Source organism: Erwinia sp. ErVv1 (genome assembly GCF_900068895.1).
In the GTDB taxonomy this organism is placed as follows: Bacteria; Pseudomonadota; Gammaproteobacteria; order Enterobacterales; family Enterobacteriaceae; genus Erwinia.
The window spans coordinates 36,499-53,302 of sequence record NZ_CDPK01000003.1 but is presented as its reverse complement, the minus strand read 5'-3'; the positions used below and the strand labels follow the sequence as shown (position 1 = coordinate 53,302).

The following is a 16,804-nucleotide window of genomic DNA, read 5'->3' as shown; positions in this document are numbered from 1 at the left end:
CACCTGGATTATTTAACCGAAGCGGCAGGCGGGAGGGGGGCGAGGTAACAGAATAATAAAGGCTGAAGCACGAAGGACCAGGATTATGCTGAACAGGATACGGTCCAGCCCGCCATAAAAAAGCCTGAATCCGCCGATGTGGCGAACTCAGGCCGGGGGTGCTGCCGATTTAACCTCCCCTGCGCAGGCTTAGCTCAGGGCGGCGGCACAGTAATGCAATACGTCGGGTTAGCGAGGCAGAACGGCTTTCACCGCTTCGCCGATGTCGGCCAGGCTGCGCACGGTTTTCACCCCTGCGGCTTCCAGCGCGGCAAATTTCTCATCCGCTGTGCCCTTGCCACCGGCAATGATCGCGCCCGCATGGCCCATACGTTTGCCTTTTGGCGCGGTCACACCGGCAATATACCCCACCACCGGCTTGGTGACGTTTGCCTTGATAAAGGCGGCCGCCTCTTCTTCAGCGCTGCCGCCGATCTCGCCGATCATTACAATCGCTTCGGTCTGTGGATCGTCCTGGAACAGGGTCAGAATATCAATAAAGTTAGAGCCGGGGATCGGATCGCCACCGATACCAACGCAGGTTGACTGGCCGTAGCCGATATCCGTAGTCTGCTTAACGGCTTCATAGGTCAGCGTACCCGAACGGGAAACGATACCGATACGTCCTGGCTTATGAATATGGCCCGGCATGATGCCGATTTTGCATTCGCCGGGGGTAATAACGCCCGGACAGTTAGGGCCAATCATGCGCACGCCCGCTTCGTCCAGCTTCACCTTCACCGTCAGCATATCCAGCGTAGGGATACCTTCGGTAATGGTGATGATCAGCTTAATCCCCGCTTCAATGGCTTCCAGGATACCGTCTTTACAGAAAGGAGCCGGAACATAGATAACGGATGCGGTCGCACCGGTCGCTTCTACGGCTTCGCGCACGGTATTGAAGACCGGCAGGCCCAGGTGTTCTGTGCCGCCTTTGCCCGGCGTTACGCCGCCCACCAGCTGCGTGCCATAGGCCAGCGCCTGTTCAGAGTGGAACGTCCCCTGCCCGCCGGTGAAGCCCTGGCAGATTACCTTGGTGTTTTTATCGATCAGAATGGACATTATTTACCCTCCGCTGCGGCCACAACGCGCTGCGCCGCGTCGCTCAGGCTGGTTGCTGCAATGATATTCAGGCCGCTGTCTGCCAGTTTTTTGGCACCCAGTTCGGCATTGTTTCCTTCCAGACGCACCACGACCGGTACGTTGACGCCCACTTCCTCAACGGCGCCAATAATGCCGTCTGCAATAAGATCGCAGCGAACAATACCGCCGAAGATATTAACGAAAACCGCTTTGACCGCGTCGTCGGAGAGGATGATTTTAAACGCTTCGGTAACGCGTTCTTTCGTCGCACCGCCGCCCACGTCGAGGAAGTTAGCAGGCTGGCCGCCGCTGAGCTTCACGATGTCCATGGTGCCCATCGCCAGACCGGCACCGTTGACCATACAGCCAATATTCCCTTCCAGCGCCACGTAGTTAAGTTCCCACTGTGCAGCCTGCGCTTCACGGGCATCTTCCTGGCTCGGGTCGCGCATTTCGCGCAGATCCGGCTGGCGGAACAGCGCATTGCCGTCGGCACCCAGCTTGCCATCCAGGCAGATCAGATCGCCCTCTTTGGTGATAACCAGCGGGTTAATCTCAACAAGCGCCAGATCGCGCTCCAGGAACAGATTTGCCAGGCCCATGAAAATTTTGGTGAACTGCCCTACCTGCTTGCCGGTCAGACCAAGCTTAAACGCCAGCTCACGGCCCTGATACGGCTGCGGACCGGTCAGCGGATCGAGCGCCATTTTGTGGATCAGGTGCGGGGTTTCCTCGGCGACTTTCTCAATTTCCACGCCGCCCTCGGTAGAGGCCATAAACACCACGCGACGGGTGCCACGGTCCACGACCGCGCCCAGATACAGCTCCTGGTCGATATCGGTCGCTGCTTCCACCAGGATCTGGTTAACCGGCTGACCCTGAGCATCGGTCTGATAGGTGGTCAGGCGTTTGCCCAGCCAGTGCTCGGCAAAGGCGCGGATCTCTTCTTTGCTTTTCACCACTTTCACACCGCCCGCTTTACCGCGGCCTCCGGCATGAACCTGACATTTCACTACCCACGGACCGGCGCCAATCTTGGAGGCGGCTTCTTCTGCTTCACGTGGTGTGGTGCAGGCATAACCGGTGGGTGCCGGTAAACCATACCGTGCAAACAGCTGTTTTGCCTGATATTCGTGTAAGTTCATGATGTTAATCCATTTAGTCGGGATAAACTCAGCCGCATCCGGCAGCGTGCCAGAGTATTGGCTCTCATAGGGCGGGCGCGGCATTCACCGCGCCCGACAGGGTTCAGACGTCCAGCAGCAGACGAGTGGGATCTTCCAGCAGCTCTTTAATGGCGACCAGATAGCTGACCGACTCTTTACCGTCGATCAGGCGGTGATCGTAGGAGAGCGCCAGATACATCATCGGCTGGATAACCACCTGACCATTGACCGCCATTGGGCGATCCTTGATGGCATGCATTCCCAGGATGGCGCTCTGCGGTGGGTTGATGATCGGCGTTGACATCAGGGAACCAAAGACGCCGCCGTTGGTAATGGTGAAGTTACCGCCGGTCAGTTCGTCAACGGTCAGCTTGCCGTCGCGGCCTTTGATCGCCAGCTCTTTGATTTTCTTCTCAATGTCGGCCATACCCAGCGCATCCACATCTTTCAGCACCGGCGTCACCAGCCCGCGCGGGGTGGATACGGCAATGCTGACGTCGAAGTAGTTGTGGTACACCACGTCTTCGCCGTCGATTGAGGCATTCACTTCCGGGAAGCGCTTCAGCGCCTCCACTACCGCTTTCAGGTAGAAAGACATAAAGCCCAGGCGTACGCCGTGACGTTTTTCAAACGACTCGCCGTACTGCTTGCGCAGGCTCATGATCGGCTGCATGTTGACTTCGTTAAAGGTGGTCAGCATGGCGGTGCTGTTTTTCGCTTCCAGCAGACGCTCCGCTACGCGCTTGCGCAGGCGGGTCATTGGCACACGCTTTTCACTGCGTCCGGCCAGCGCGGGTGCTGCTGCTCCTTCCGGCGCTTTCGCTTCTGACGGAGCCGCAGCAGGTTTTTTCGCCAGATGTTTTTCGACATCTTCACGCGTCAGTCTGCCACCCACGCCGGTACCGCTGATGGCGGCCGGGTCGAGGCCGTGTTCGGCGATCAGACGGCGAATGGCCGGGCTGAGTGCGTCATTGCTCTCGTCACTCAGGGACGCGCTCTGGCGCTGCGCAGGCGTAGAAGCTGCGGCTTCAGACTTCGCTGAACTCTCTTTTCCACCGCTGTTACCCTCTTTCAGACGGCCCAGAGGCTGGCGTGAGGTCACCGTTGCGCCCTCATCTTCCAGAATGGCTTCCAGTATGCCGTCTGCGGAGGCCGGAACTTCCAGCACCACTTTATCGGTTTCGATCTCTACCAGGACTTCATCGCGCTGCACGGCATCGCCCGGTTTTTTGTGCCAGGTCGCCACGGTGGCATCGGCAACGGATTCAGGCAGGTCGGGAACGACAATATCTACGCTACTCATTATTTTTCCTTTAATTAATTAACGTTCAGCGCATCATTAACCAGATCTTGCTGCTGCTGCTGGTGAACGGACATATAACCTACTGCCGGCGAGGCCGAAGCTGGACGGCCGGCATAACGTAATGAAGCCTGAGCGGGTACGGCTTCGCGGAAATGATGCTGACTGCTGTACCAGGCGCCCTGGTTCTGCGGCTCTTCCTGACACCAGACAAAATCAGTGACGTGCTTATAGTGCTTAAGCACTTCCTGTACCACTTTGTGCGGGAAGGGGTAGAGCTGCTCAATACGCACGATAGCGACATCGGTCTGCTCGTTCTTACGGCGTTTTTCCAGCAGATCGTAATAAACCTTACCGGCACACAGCACCACGCGCTTCACGCCCTGCGGATCGAGGTCGTCGACTTCGCCAATCGCGGGCTGGAAGCCGCCGTTCGCCAGCTCTTCAAGAGAAGAGACCGCCAACGGATGGCGCAGCAGGGATTTCGGCGACATGACCACCAGCGGACGACGCATCCCGCGCAGCGCCTGACGGCGCAGCATGTGGTAGACCTGCGCCGGGGTGGAGGGTACGCAAACCTGCATGTTCTGCTCGGCGCAGAGTTGCAGATAGCGTTCCAGGCGGGCGGAGGAGNGGTAGACCTGCGCCGGGGTGGAGGGTACGCAAACCTGCATGTTCTGCTCGGCGCAGAGTTGCAGATAGCGTTCCAGGCGGGCGGAGGAGTGCTCCGGCCCCTGCCCTTCATAGCCGTGCGGCAGCAGCATCACCAGCCCACACATGCGGCCCCACTTCTGCTCACCGGAGCTGATAAACTGATCGATAACCACCTGCGCACCGTTGGCGAAGTCGCCGAACTGCGCTTCCCAAATGGTCAGCGTGCGCGGCTCAGCCGTCGCATAGCCATATTCAAAGGCCAGCACGGCTTCTTCCGACAGGACAGAATCCCAAACCCGGAAGGTGCCCTGCCCGTTATGAACGTGCTGAAGCGGAGTCCAGGTGGAGCCATTAGCCTGGTTATGGATCACCGCATGACGATGGAAGAAGGTGCCGCGCCCCATATCCTCCCCGGAGAGACGGCAGGGAATGCCCTCATCGACCAGCGTGGCATAGGCGAGATTTTCCGCAGCGCCCCAGTCGAAGGGCTTGTTACCGGCGGCCATTTCAGCGCGATCGTTGTAGATCTTCGCCACGCGCGACTGCATTTCGATCGACTCCGGCACCGTGCTGATGCGCTTCGCCAGATCCTGCAAGCGCTGGAAGTCCAGGGTTTCCGGGTAGCTCTCATCCCAGTCATGATTCAGATAGGGTGACCAGGTGAAAGAGTGCAGGCTCATCGGACGCCATTCTGGCACCACGCACTCGCCCGCATCCAGCGCATCGCGGTAGAGATTAACCATCTCCGTCGCGTCTTCCAGGCTGGCAACCTTCTCTTCCTGCAGGCGGTCGGCATAGATCTTACGCGGCGTAGGATGCTTTTTGATCTTCTGATACATCACCGGCTGCGTGGCGCTTGGCTCGTCGGCCTCGTTATGGCCGTGACGGCGATAGCAGACCAGATCGATAAACACATCGCGCTTAAAGGTGTTGCGGAAGTCCAGCGCCAGGCGGGTAACAAATGCTACCGCTTCGGGATCGTCAGCGTTGACGTGGAAAATCGGTGCCAGCACCATTTTACCGATATCGGTACAGTACTGCGTCGAGCGGGCATCTTTCGGATTGGAGGTGGTAAAGCCAATCTGGTTATTGATCACGATGCGTACCGTGCCGCCCACCTCGTAGCCGCGCGCCTGAGACATGTTCAGCGTTTCCTGAACCACGCCCTGACCGGTTACCGCGGCATCGCCGTGAATAGTAATCGGTAATACCTGATTGCTGCCCGGCTGGTCCAGCCTGTCCAGACGCGCGCGTACCGATCCCATTACTACCGGGCTGACAATCTCCAGGTGCGACGGGTTGAACGCCAGCGCCAGATGAACCATGCCGCCTTCGGTTTCAACATCGGACGAGAAGCCCATGTGGTACTTCACGTCGCCGGTGCCGAGATGCTCTTTGTGCTTGCCGGAGAACTCATCGAAGAGATCCTGCGGCTTTTTACCCAGCACGTTGATCAGTACGTTCAGGCGGCCACGGTGAGCCATCCCCAACACCACTTCACGGGTGCCGCTTTTACCGGCGTGACGGATCATTTCATTCAGCATCGGTACCAGCGCGTCGCCCCCTTCCAGCGAGAAGCGCTTCGCGCCGGGGAATTTAGCCCCGAGGTAGCGTTCCAGACCTTCCGCAGCGGTGAGCTGTTTCAGAAAGCCCTTTTTCTCATCGGTTGAGAAGGAAGCCTGGCCCGCCACCGATTCGATACGCTGCTGGATCCAGCGCTTCTCTTCGGTGTTGGTGATGTGCATATATTCCGCACCAATCGAACCGCAGTAGGTCTGCTTCAGCATCGCGAACAGGTCGCCCAGCTTCATCGTGTCCCTGCCAAACGCAAAGGACCCCACGTTGAAGGTTTCCTGGAAATCCGCTTCGGTCAGATCGTGGAAAGCCGGATCGAGATCGGGCACCGATTCCTGCTGCCACAGGCCTAACGGATCGAGGTTAGCCAGCTGATGGCCGCGGAAACGGAAGGCGTTTATCAGCTGAAGAACCTTCACCTGTTTGGCATTGGTATCGGGATCGCTAACGGAAGCGGTGTAGCGGGTGGCATCTTTCGCCAGGCGCTTGAAGTACTCGCGGGTGGTCGAATGGAATTGTTCAGGTCTGACTCCCTGACCTGGAAGCTGTTCAAACAGCGATTTCCAGGCAACATCAACAGAGTCAGGATCGGTCAGGTAGTCCTCATAGAGCTGCTCTATGTAGGTCTGATTCGCGCCGGCCAGCCAGGATGAGTCTAGCCAGGGTTTCATCGCGCTGTTCTGCATTGTGATCCCTTAAGCATTTGTGCTTTCTTTCGCCGTGATTTATTTAAAGGGGAGCTTTACAGTTCCCACGCCGCACAGGCGGCTTGCCCTCGGTCGTGTTCCGCAACGTGCTGCGGGACGCGGCCTGAAAGTTCATCGATACGAGCGCTGTGCGCAACTGCTGGCGCCCGGGCCCGTAAGGGAACCCTGGTGAAAAGTTTCTGTTACGCGTTGTCGAAACCTTTCATCAGGGCCACCTGATATCTGCGATCCGGGAACCTTTCGGTTCCCGGTTTACGGCTAATCAGGCACTGCGCTGCAACAGCATTGACTTAATATGGCCGATGGCGCGCGTCGGGTTCAACCCTTTCGGACACACGCTCACACAGTTCATAATGCTGTGACAGCGGAAAACGCTGAAAGCGTCATTCAGATTATCCAGACGCGCATCGGTTTCCGTATCGCGGCTGTCAATCAGGAAACGGTAGGCGGCCAGCAGGCCTGCCGGGCCGATGAATTTCTCCGGATTCCACCAGAATGACGGGCAGGAAGTGGAACAGCAGGCGCAGAGAATACACTCGTACAGGCCATCCAGCTTTTCACGCTGTTCCGGTGCCTGCAAATGCTCACGCGCCGGTGGTTTCTCCCCGTTATTCAACAGGTAAGGCTTGATCTTCTCATACTGAGTATAGAACTGGCCCATGTCCACCACCAAATCCCGGATTACCGGTAACCCCGGCAGCGGGCGAATAACAATCTTTTTCTTACCGCCGCCCAGCGCCGAAACCGGTGTAATGCAGGCCAGGCCATTTTTACCGTTCATATTGATGCCGTCGGAGCCACATACCCCTTCCCGGCAGGAGCGACGAAACGCCAGCGTCGGATCTTTCTCTTTCAGGCGGATCAGCGCATCCAGCAGCATCATGTCGCGCCCTTCATCCGATTCCAGGCTGTAATCCTGCATACGCGGCGCGTCATCGACGTCCGGGTTATAACGATAAATAGAAAATTCGAGTCTCATCGTTTTATCTCCGCAACCTAGTAAGTACGTGCTTTTGGCGGGAACGCCGCGCGCAGCTTCGGCGCCATGTTCACCTCACGGCGAGTCATGCTTTCGCTCTGCGGCAGATACACGCTGTGGCACAGCCAGTTTGCATCGTCACGTTCAGGATAATCGAAGCGGCTGTGTGCGCCCCGGCTTTCGGTACGGAAGTTAGCCGCAACCGCAGTGGCGTAGGCCGTTTCCATCAGGTTATCCAGCTCCAGGCACTCTATACGCTGGGTATTAAAGTCGGCGGAACGGTCATCCAGACGGGCATTTTTCAGGCGTTCACGCAGCAGTTTAAGCTCAGCCAGCCCTTTCGCCATCGCCTCGCCTTCGCGGAAAACGGAGAAGTTGTTTTGCATACAGGTCTGCAATGCTTTACGCAGCTCGGCGGGATCTTCCCCGGTGGTATTGTTGTTCCAGCGGTTCATGCGGGCCAGCGAGGCGTCGATCTCTTCATCGGTCGCTTCCAGCAGTTCACCCTGTTCCTGAATGGATTCCTGCAAATGCAGGCCCGCAGCGCGGCCAAATACCACCAGGTCCAGCAGTGAATTACCGCCGAGGCGGTTGGAGCCGTGCACGGAGACGCAGGCAATTTCACCCACGGCAAACAGCCCCGGCACCACCACGTCTTCGCCCTGTTCGTTAACCGTAATCGCCTGACCGGTCACTTTGGTCGGAATGCCGCCCATCATGTAGTGACAGGTCGGGATGACCGGGATCGGCTCTTTTACCGGATCAACGTGTGCGAAGGTGCGCGACAGCTCAAGGATGCCAGGAAGACGGGCTTCCAGCACTTCGCTGCCCAGATGGTCCAGCTTCAGCTTGATATGCGGTCCCCACGGACCTTCACAGCCGCGCCCTTCACGAATTTCAATCATCATTGAGCGGGCAACCACATCGCGTCCTGCAAGGTCTTTCGCATTAGGGGCGTAGCGCTCCATAAAGCGTTCGCCGTGCTTATTCAGCAGGTAACCGCCTTCGCCGCGGCACCCTTCGGTCACCAGCACGCCCGCCCCGGCAATACCGGTCGGGTGGAACTGCCACATTTCCATATCCTGCACCGGTACGCCCGCGCGCAGCGCCATACCCACGCCGTCGCCGGTGTTGATGTGCGCATTGGTGGTGGACTGATAGATGCGTCCTGCGCCACCGGTAGCCAGCACCGTCGCCCGCGCTTTGAAGTAGACCACTTCACCGTCTTCAATATTGAGTGCGGTACAGCCGACAATCGCACCGTCGGCGTTTTTCACCAGATCCAGCGCGTACCATTCGGAGAAGATGGTAGTTTTGTTTTTCAGGTTCTGCTGATAAAGCGTGTGCAGCAGGGCATGACCGGTACGGTCAGCCGCAGCGGCAGTACGTGCAGCCTGCTCGCCGCCGAAGTTTTTCGACTGTCCACCGAAGGGGCGCTGATAAATGCGACCGTCATCAAGACGGGAAAAAGGCAGCCCCATATGCTCAAGCTCCAGAATCGCTTCCGGGCCGGTTTTACACATATATTCGATGGCGTCCTGGTCACCGATATAGTCGGAACCTTTTACCGTGTCATACATGTGCCATTCCCAGTCATCTTCATGGGTATTGCCCAGGGCAACGGTGATGCCACCCTGCGCAGAGACGGTATGGGAACGGGTAGGGAAAACTTTGGATAACAGAGCACAGCTCTGTCCTGATTGTGAAATCTGTAGCGCCGCACGCATGCCCGCACCACCTGCGCCGACAACCACGGCATCAAATTCTCTTACTGGCAACTTCATTACGCACCCCACACAACAACGGTTCCATAAATTGCATACACTAACAGTGCAACGACCACAATCAGTTGCAGTATCAGGCGTGTAGCCACGGCCTTGACGTAATCTGTTAATACCTGCCACATCCCAATCCAGCCATGCACCAGAATGGAGAACAGCGTTAAAAGGGTGAAGACCTTGGTCAACGGAGAGGCGAAAAAGCCCCGCCAGATCTCATAGGTCAGCGTGCCAGACATAACGATAAAGCCGAGAACATACAGAACATACAGGGTGATAATCATGGCAGCGGCGCGAAGCAGCAGCCAGTCATGAACGCCGTTACGACCCAGTGCAGAAGCGTTGCTTACCATACGAGGACTCCAGCCAGAATTGAAAGCACGACAGTAATAACAAATGTAATGTGCGCAGAGCGCTTACCCGTCTCCATTGTTTCGGCCAGAAAGCCAAAGTCCATCAGCATGTGGCGAATGCCGCCGGCGATGTGATACGCCAGTGCGGTCAGAATGCCCCAAACGATGAATTTGACGAAAAAGCTGCCCATAACGGCTGAGGCTTGCAGGAAGCCCTCGGGAGAGGAGAGTGACAGGCCCAGTAACCAAAGCAGAATTCCAACGGCCACAAAGGTTATGACGCCAGATACGCGGTGGAGAATAGACGCTATTGCAGTAACGGGAAACCGGATCGTGGAGAGATCCAAGTTGACAGGTCTTTGTTTTTTCACGGTTTTGCCCACACAGCCTTTCTTATTTTGCTTCCTCCGGTCCTGAGGGCGGGTCAGACAGCGTTTAATCAAGCACTGCGCCAGGCACTAAAACTTCAACGTCCAGAACTTCAACGTCCAGTGTCAAAACGACGCGTATAAAACGCTGGGTGGCTCCTACAGCAGGGTTTTCCGGAGACCTGGCCGAAGTATAGGGGGTTCACAAACTCATTACAATTCCCCTACAAACATCCTTGTCACATTTAGGTGGAACAGTGATCATCATCACATTTTTCACAATTTATACAAATTTAATTATCTGATTTGACAAAAGTTCAACATTCCTGTTACAAACTAGCGATCGAAATTTATATGATGCACAAAAGTTAAGGGGATACACTTCCCCCTCATGACAAGTTATGTAACATTGGCTTCAACTATACTTAAAGAACCCGATAATAATCACCGACAAGTTATGACCAGAACGGATCTTTAACAACCGCGAAACGCAGACAGATTGTACCCGCCGACCTGCACGCGCCCATCGCTCTGTACCCTGCACGATAAAAGATGCCACAGAGTCGATCACCTGCGCACCAGTATCAACCGCGGATACAGCGGCATTTCCGTTGTCAAAGGTTCACCGATAAGGCGCTAAGGAGACTGTAAATGGCTGATAAAAAAGCAACGCTAACCCTACCAGGCGAAGCTCCTATTGAACTTGATGTGCTGAAAGGTACGTTAGGCCAGGAAGAAATTGATGTCCGTAGCCTGGGTTCACAGGGATACTTCACCTTCGATCCGGGTTTTACCTCTACTGCGTCCTGTGAGTCGAAAATCACCTATATTGATGGTGACGAAGGTATTCTGCTGCATCGTGGTTTCCCTATTGATCAGCTGGCCCTGCACTCCAACTATCTGGAAGTGTGCTACATCCTGCTGAACGGCGAAGCGCCGACCAAAACCCAGTTTGAAGAATTCCGCACTATCGTTACCCGCCACACCATGATTCATGAGCAGATCCATCACCTGTTCCGGGGTTTCCGTCGTGACTCTCATCCGATGGCGGTCATGTGTGGGGTGACGGGCGCGCTGGCCGCGTTCTATCACGATGCCATGGACGTTAACATTGAACGCCACCGTGAAATCGCGGCATTCCGCCTGCTCTCTAAAATGCCTACCGTGGCGGCGATGTGTTACAAGTATTCGATTGGTCAGCCTTTCGTTTATCCACGCAACGACCTCTCCTATGCCGGTAACTTCCTGAACATGATGTTCTCGACGCCCTGTGAAGAGTATGTGGTTAACCCAATCCTTGAACGCGCCATGGACCGCATCCTAATTCTGCATGCAGACCATGAGCAGAACGCCTCTACCTCTACCGTCCGTACCGCAGGCTCATCCGGCGCTAATCCGTTTGCCTGTATCGCTGCCGGTATTGCGTCTCTTTGGGGACCTGCACACGGCGGGGCAAACGAAGCCTGCCTGCGGATGCTGGAGGAGATCAGCAACGTCGAGCACATTCCTGAGTTCCTGAAGCGTGCGAAAGACAAAAATGACTCTTTCCGCCTGATGGGCTTTGGTCACCGCGTATACAAGAACTACGATCCACGCGCTACCGTGATGCGTGAAACCTGCCATGAAGTGCTGAACGAACTGGGCATGAAGGATGACCTGCTGGAAGTCGCCATGGAGCTGGAGCATATCGCCCTGAACGACCCGTACTTTATTGAGCGTAAGCTCTATCCTAACGTCGACTTCTACTCCGGTATTATCCTGAAGGCGATGGGTATTCCGTCCTCTATGTTTACGGTGATTTTCGCTATGGCGCGTACCGTGGGCTGGATCGCGCACTGGAAAGAGATGCACGATGACGGCGTTAAAATCGCCCGTCCCCGTCAGCTCTATACCGGCTACGATAAGCGCGATTTTAAATCAGAGACCGCGGAGTAACGCTTTCCGTTCGGGCGGGGAACCGTCCGGGCGGGCTGATGCCTTCGCGCTTAAGCTTAACGGTGGGCTATGCTCACCGTTCTCCACCCTGGATGGCGAATTCCAGATCATGCGCTATCTGGCGAGGTCAATCTCCATATGCAGAAGATTTTAGGGTGTGTCTGCTGTTCGGTGCAGAAAGCTTAAAGTTAATTAGACAGAATTGAATCGACCCCACGTATCAAGCCGGGGAAATATGACTGGTCTATCACTATTCCGCCCTTGAGCATCCAGCCTTCATCCTCGTGCGGACTGGCTGTGAAATTGAAACCAAACTCATCAGCACCCACCACCTGCCGGACTTCACAGGTGAAAGTTTCTATTCTCGGAACAAATGCGATCGCTGCGGGTTTAACTTTATAGGGAAGGCATTCGTAAAATGCCGACAGTTTGTCGCGTAATTCTTCAAGCTCAAACTGGGCTAGCTCACACTGGCATTGTAGTTTTATGCAAGGTTCTTCGATCTCCAGCCAACACATGATGAGGTCCAGGCTACGTTCTTCCGGTTCTTCGAGTCTTTCGATAAAAGAGAGGCGAAACAGCACGTCTTCATTTTTGATCTCAAACATTATTTGATTTCCTTAATATGGAAATGCATAACTGTCCAGTCCTTCTCTCGCATCAGCACATGTAAGGTATACGATTTCGGTTTATAAACTACCGCCTTACCCACTATAGATCTCGTTAAGCGGGTCATTCCAATGCTATATATGAAAAGACCGGCCTTTCTGCGCGGATCTGGGCTTCGGACTCCATACCGAATGGCTTTTCGATTATCTGAATGGGTATGTAGCGACCAGAATCGGCCATATGTAAAGCGGTTGTTTTAGAGAACTTTATGCTTACTGCGGACAAACCAACTTTAAAGCGCCCCCTTAAAATACTCAGGGTCGCCTCGCTCATTGCAACCTTCATCCGGTTAATTGCAGCCCCTTCAAGTAATGCTTTTCCGGTACGAAGTAGGCGAAACGCGCCAAACATAAACAGAGCAATATCAAGAGGGTCAACGAGCGGCGTTTCTAGCGGAGATTCTCCCAGCGTGATGAATCTCCCGTCAGCATCATAAATCTGCCATAGCCCTGGTGCCTGAGCCACAGAGTAGCCAAGACAAACATTTGTTTGTTCGTCGACTATGGGTTTCGCAATATGCGGCGGACGAAATGAGGGGGTAATTGCAAAATATTCACCCGGCCGCAGGTGCGTTCTGAAGGTGTAATATTGCCCAGGCTCGTTAGGATCAATAAGATCATACTCAGTCATCATATTCCCTTTAATGATGAACTTCTGGTACCGATTAAATCACCACAGTGGGAGTAATGGCAAACAGTAATAACTGCCCAAATTTATAACTCCTCCAAGATTAGACAACTTGCTAAAGAAATATTCAGGGAAGGAAAAGTTGTTCTTCCACGTCATCGCTAAACGGTATAAAAAAGCGTGAAGATCCTATGCTCTGATCTCTGATAACCTGGATGCCTGCAAGGGGATCACACGACATCCCAACGGCTATATTTATCATGGTGAAACACCAGAATTTATTAAGGGGAAAAAATATCCCTATGGCAACGGGTGACACAGATGGGAAAGCTCAGCACAGTCCCCCCTTAATGCTGGCAGCCCGGGCACCAGTAAAAGGGCCGCGATGAAAGCGTGGTCCGCTCGATGATGCTGCCGCAGCGCTCGCACGCCTTCCCTTCGCGATGAAAGACCTTAAAACGAAATAATGCGCCGTGATGCCGTTTTTCACTGACTACGCCCCGCGTCTGATACGAAAGGCGCGGCACCGCCAGCAGCGCCTCCGCCAGTCGTTGCAGCGCTTCTGGCGACAAATCCTGAGCGCGATGGTGTGCGGCAATCCCCGCCTGCCAGAGAATTTCAACCCGCAGGTAATTGCCAAGCCCGGCCAGAAAAGCCTGATCCAGCAGCAGACCGCTGAACTGACGCCGGTGAAAACGGGTTGAAAGCAGGCGGCCCGCCACCTCGGCCACGGTCAGCGACATATCCAGTACGTCTGGCCCCACGCGCTGCAGGAAAGGATGCGTTCTCAACGAATCGCGGTCCAGCATCTCAATGTCCGAGGCGCTATAGAGCAGAATAGTTTTATCCTCCGCCCCCAGCCTGACGCGCAGTACGCGATTAGAGTCAGGCATTTTACCGCTGTCGGTCACGCGCCAGACGCCGTAAAGCTGATTGTGGCTGTAGAGCGTCTGACCGCTGGAAAAGTGGCTGAGTATCGCTTTACCACGGGTCTCAATAGCCTCGATGCGTTCACCAAGCAGCACCGGCTCCCAGACTTTAAGTTCAGGGAACGCGAACCACACGTCGGTCAGCGTTTTGCCTTTTATTGCCTTTTCCAGCGTGTCGGCCGCACGGCGAATTTCAGGTCCTTCTGGCATCAAATATGCCCTCCAGATAACAGGTTAATGCGTTGCGCCGCCTTCCAGACGACGATCTTCCTCGACGGTCAGGGCAATACTTATCGCCATTTCCAGCGCCAGGCCTACCGTCTGCACCGGCATACTCGCCAGGCCTGGATGCTTAACCGCCTGCTCAGGCAGCAGGGGAATATGGATAAAGCCGCCGCGCACCGGGTCTTTCTGCTTAGCCAGGGCGTGCAGCAGGCCATACATCACGTGGTTGCAGACATAGGTACCCGCAGTCTGCGACACCGTTGCCGGAATACCCGCCTCGCGGATCCCTTCCACAATGGCCTTTATGGGCAGAGTAGAAAAATAGGCTGCCGGACCGCCATCGACGATGGCCTCATCAATCGGCTGATTGCCGGCGTTATCGGGAATGCGCGCATCGTTGATATTGATTGCCACCCGTTCAACGCTGATATCGGTCCGTCCTCCCGCCTGGCCGACGGCAATAACCAGGTCAGGTTTGAGTGCATCCAGCGTCTCATTAAGCACCCTCAGGGACTCATTAAACACGCAGGGTAGCTGTTTAGCCACGACGTGCGCCCCACAAATCATTCGTTCATGCAGGTGGCGGACCGCCTCCCATGAGGGATTCACCCGCTCGCCGTCAAAAGGTTCGAAGGCAGTAATCAGAACCGTTTTCATCTAAGCCTCACAGAAACATCAGATACCAAAGCAGGAAAATATTCACTATTAACAATAGCACGCCGGTCGGCACCTGAGCTTTGATCACCGCGTTGCGATCGGGTAGCTCCAGCAGCGCAGCCGGAACGATATTGTAATTAGCCGCCATCGGCGTCATCAGCGTGCCGCAGTAGCCCGAGAACATCCCTATTGCCGCCATCACCGCCGGATTGCCGTGGTGCTGGAGCACCAGGACCGGAATGCCAATACCGGCGGTAACAATCGGGAAGGCGGCAAACGCATTGCCCATCACCATGGTCAGCAGCGCCATGCCGATGGCATAGCTGGCGACGGCGACAAAGCGGTTATTAACGGCCAGATAGGTTTCCGTCAGGTGCGCAATCGCGGTCCCCACGCCCGCGCTGGTAAACAGCAGCCCCAGCGTCGCCAGCAGCTGCGGCAGTATAAAGGCCCAGCCGATGGCATCCAGCAGGCGGCGCGCCTCCTGAACCGACTGCGCCGGGGTATCCCGGGTCATTTTTAGCGCAATCAGCCAGCCCGTCAGGCAGCCGACCATCATGCTAAACAGCGTGACCAGGGTGGCATGATTACCCGCACCAAATACGGCGTTTTGCAGGCCGGGCAGATTATTAAAAGCCACTACCCCTGCCACGGTCACGACTGGAATTGCCAGCGCGGGCAGAAACAGGCGGTTACGCAGCCGTGCTGCACTCTCATCACGCTGCTGCTGGCTGCGCTGATGATAAGAGCCCAGTTTTACGCCGCCCAGCCCGGCAATAAGCGCGGTGATCACCACCAGAACGCCGGTGAGGATATGCAGGTTACGCGCCCCCAGCAGGTTTTCCGCGCCGTCCCCGATAAAAAAGATCGCGCCGTACAGCGCCCAAAACAGTCCGGTCGTCAGACGGCGGGGATTAGCCTTATCGCGCCATGACATGCCCGCGACCACCAGCAGAATGACACCCGCCAGCCAGAAGAGATAGTGCTGTTGAAACATTAGCGTTCTCCTTTGGCTTTCAGGGCCGTGCCGTTCAGCGCCGAGAGTTCGGCCGCCAGGGATTTATCCAGACGCCGCAGGCGGAACGCATGGATCAGAAAAGCGCAGAGTGCCGTAGGTAAACCCCATGCGGCAATATGCAGCGGCTCGGTCTGGATACCCGCCGATTCCTGCATAAAATTATGCATAAAGATGATGGCCCCAAAGGCAACGAATACGTCCTCGCCAAAGAACAGCCCGACGTTATCGGTTGCCGCCGCCATCGCGCGTAGCCGATAGCGCACCTCAGGCGGCAGCTCGCCGTAGCGGTTTTCCGTTGCGCCCTCGGCCATTGGGGCCAGCAGCGGGCGCACCATCTGTGGATGTCCGCCCAGGCTGGTCAGCCCCATGGCGGCGGTGATTTCGCGAACCAGCAGATAAACTATCAGCAGACGCCCCGCCGTCGCCGTTTTGATTTGAGCTATCCACGCCTGTGCGCGCTCTTTCAAGCCATGCCGCTCAAGCAGTCCGATAATCGGCAGCGGCAGCAGCAGGATCAGCGCCAGATTGCGCGTATTGAGGAAGCCGGAGCCGATCTCATCCAGGATATCGCCGATCGGCATATGGGCTGCCAGCCCGGTGATCCAGCCGGCAATCAGCACCACCACCACCGGATTAAAGCGCAGTAAAAAACCCACAATAATCGCTGCGATACCGGCCAGCGGCCACAAATTCACTGCAGTTTCCATCTCTTCTCCTGGTTTCTCTGAATATCGCCCGCGCC

Annotated in this window: 15 protein-coding genes; 1 reads left to right on the top strand and 14 read right to left on the bottom strand. The window is 55.8% G+C overall.

Annotated features, from left to right (window positions below):
- Positions 1 to 228: 228 nt before the first annotated feature.
- The 8 genes from sucD to sdhC form a co-directional block, all read right to left on the bottom strand.
- Complete coding sequence (gene sucD / locus A1830_RS04505; protein ID WP_067702404.1) at positions 229 to 1,101, bottom strand: succinate--CoA ligase subunit alpha; 873 nt, start codon at positions 1,099 to 1,101, stop codon at positions 229 to 231.
- On the bottom strand, positions 1,101 to 2,267 hold the full coding sequence (sucC, locus tag A1830_RS04500; protein ID WP_067703655.1) for an ADP-forming succinate--CoA ligase subunit beta: 1,167 nt from the start codon (positions 2,265 to 2,267) through the stop codon (positions 1,101 to 1,103). Before sucC ends, sucD begins: the two co-directional genes overlap by 1 nt.
- A gap of 103 nt (positions 2,268 to 2,370) precedes the next feature.
- Entirely contained in the window at positions 2,371 to 3,591 is a 1,221-nt protein-coding gene (odhB, locus tag A1830_RS04495; RefSeq protein WP_067702401.1) for a 2-oxoglutarate dehydrogenase complex dihydrolipoyllysine-residue succinyltransferase, read from the bottom strand.
- 14 nt (positions 3,592 to 3,605) lie between these two features.
- Positions 3,606 to 6,503, bottom strand: coding sequence for a 2-oxoglutarate dehydrogenase E1 component (gene sucA, locus A1830_RS04490; RefSeq protein ID WP_067702398.1), 2,898 nt, complete (start codon positions 6,501 to 6,503; stop codon positions 3,606 to 3,608).
- A gap of 283 nt (positions 6,504 to 6,786) precedes the next feature.
- On the bottom strand, positions 6,787 to 7,503 hold the full coding sequence (locus tag A1830_RS04485; RefSeq protein WP_067702395.1) for a succinate dehydrogenase iron-sulfur subunit: 717 nt from the start codon (positions 7,501 to 7,503) through the stop codon (positions 6,787 to 6,789).
- Positions 7,504 to 7,520: 17 nt separating this feature from the next.
- Entirely contained in the window at positions 7,521 to 9,287 is a 1,767-nt protein-coding gene (sdhA, locus tag A1830_RS04480; RefSeq protein ID WP_067702392.1) for a succinate dehydrogenase flavoprotein subunit, read from the bottom strand.
- The gene (gene sdhD / locus A1830_RS04475) at positions 9,287 to 9,634 is read right to left on the bottom strand and encodes a succinate dehydrogenase membrane anchor subunit (RefSeq protein WP_067702389.1); all 348 of its coding nucleotides are present in this window, start codon (positions 9,632 to 9,634) and stop codon (positions 9,287 to 9,289) included. Before sdhD ends, sdhA begins: the two co-directional genes overlap by 1 nt.
- The gene (gene sdhC, locus A1830_RS04470; RefSeq protein WP_067702386.1) at positions 9,628 to 10,017 is read right to left on the bottom strand and encodes a succinate dehydrogenase cytochrome b556 subunit; all 390 of its coding nucleotides are present in this window, start codon (positions 10,015 to 10,017) and stop codon (positions 9,628 to 9,630) included. Before sdhC ends, sdhD begins: the two co-directional genes overlap by 7 nt.
- Positions 10,018 to 10,653: 636 nt before the next feature.
- Here sdhC and A1830_RS04465 point away from each other — a divergent pair.
- A complete protein-coding gene (locus A1830_RS04465) occupies positions 10,654 to 11,937 on the top strand; it encodes a citrate synthase (RefSeq protein WP_067702383.1) in 1,284 nt (427 codons plus the stop codon).
- A 188-nt stretch (positions 11,938 to 12,125) separates the two neighbouring features.
- On the opposite strand, the gene A1830_RS04460 is transcribed toward A1830_RS04465, so the two are convergent.
- The 6 genes from A1830_RS04460 to A1830_RS04435 all read right to left on the bottom strand — a co-directional run bounded on the left by A1830_RS04460 (position 12,126) and on the right by A1830_RS04435 (position 16,769).
- Positions 12,126 to 12,545, bottom strand: a complete 420-nt coding sequence (locus tag A1830_RS04460; RefSeq protein ID WP_067702381.1) for a hypothetical protein — start codon at positions 12,543 to 12,545, stop codon at positions 12,126 to 12,128.
- A 124-nt stretch (positions 12,546 to 12,669) separates the two neighbouring features.
- Complete coding sequence (locus A1830_RS04455) at positions 12,670 to 13,236, bottom strand: hypothetical protein (protein ID WP_231877570.1); 567 nt, start codon at positions 13,234 to 13,236, stop codon at positions 12,670 to 12,672.
- 344 nt (positions 13,237 to 13,580) lie between these two features.
- On the bottom strand, positions 13,581 to 14,372 hold the full coding sequence (nei, locus tag A1830_RS04450) for an endonuclease VIII (RefSeq protein WP_067702378.1): 792 nt from the start codon (positions 14,370 to 14,372) through the stop codon (positions 13,581 to 13,583).
- Positions 14,373 to 14,396: 24 nt separating this feature from the next.
- Positions 14,397 to 15,044: a pyroglutamyl-peptidase I gene (gene pcp, locus A1830_RS04445; protein ID WP_067702374.1), complete on the bottom strand. Its 648-nt coding sequence runs from the start codon at positions 15,042 to 15,044 to the stop codon at positions 14,397 to 14,399.
- 7 nt (positions 15,045 to 15,051) lie between these two features.
- Complete coding sequence (locus A1830_RS04440) at positions 15,052 to 16,041, bottom strand: DUF979 domain-containing protein (protein ID WP_067702371.1); 990 nt, start codon at positions 16,039 to 16,041, stop codon at positions 15,052 to 15,054.
- A complete protein-coding gene (locus A1830_RS04435) occupies positions 16,041 to 16,769 on the bottom strand; it encodes a DUF969 domain-containing protein (protein WP_067702368.1) in 729 nt (242 codons plus the stop codon). The genes A1830_RS04440 and A1830_RS04435 overlap by 1 nt, the downstream gene beginning before the upstream one ends.
- Positions 16,770 to 16,804: the final 35 nt, after the last annotated feature.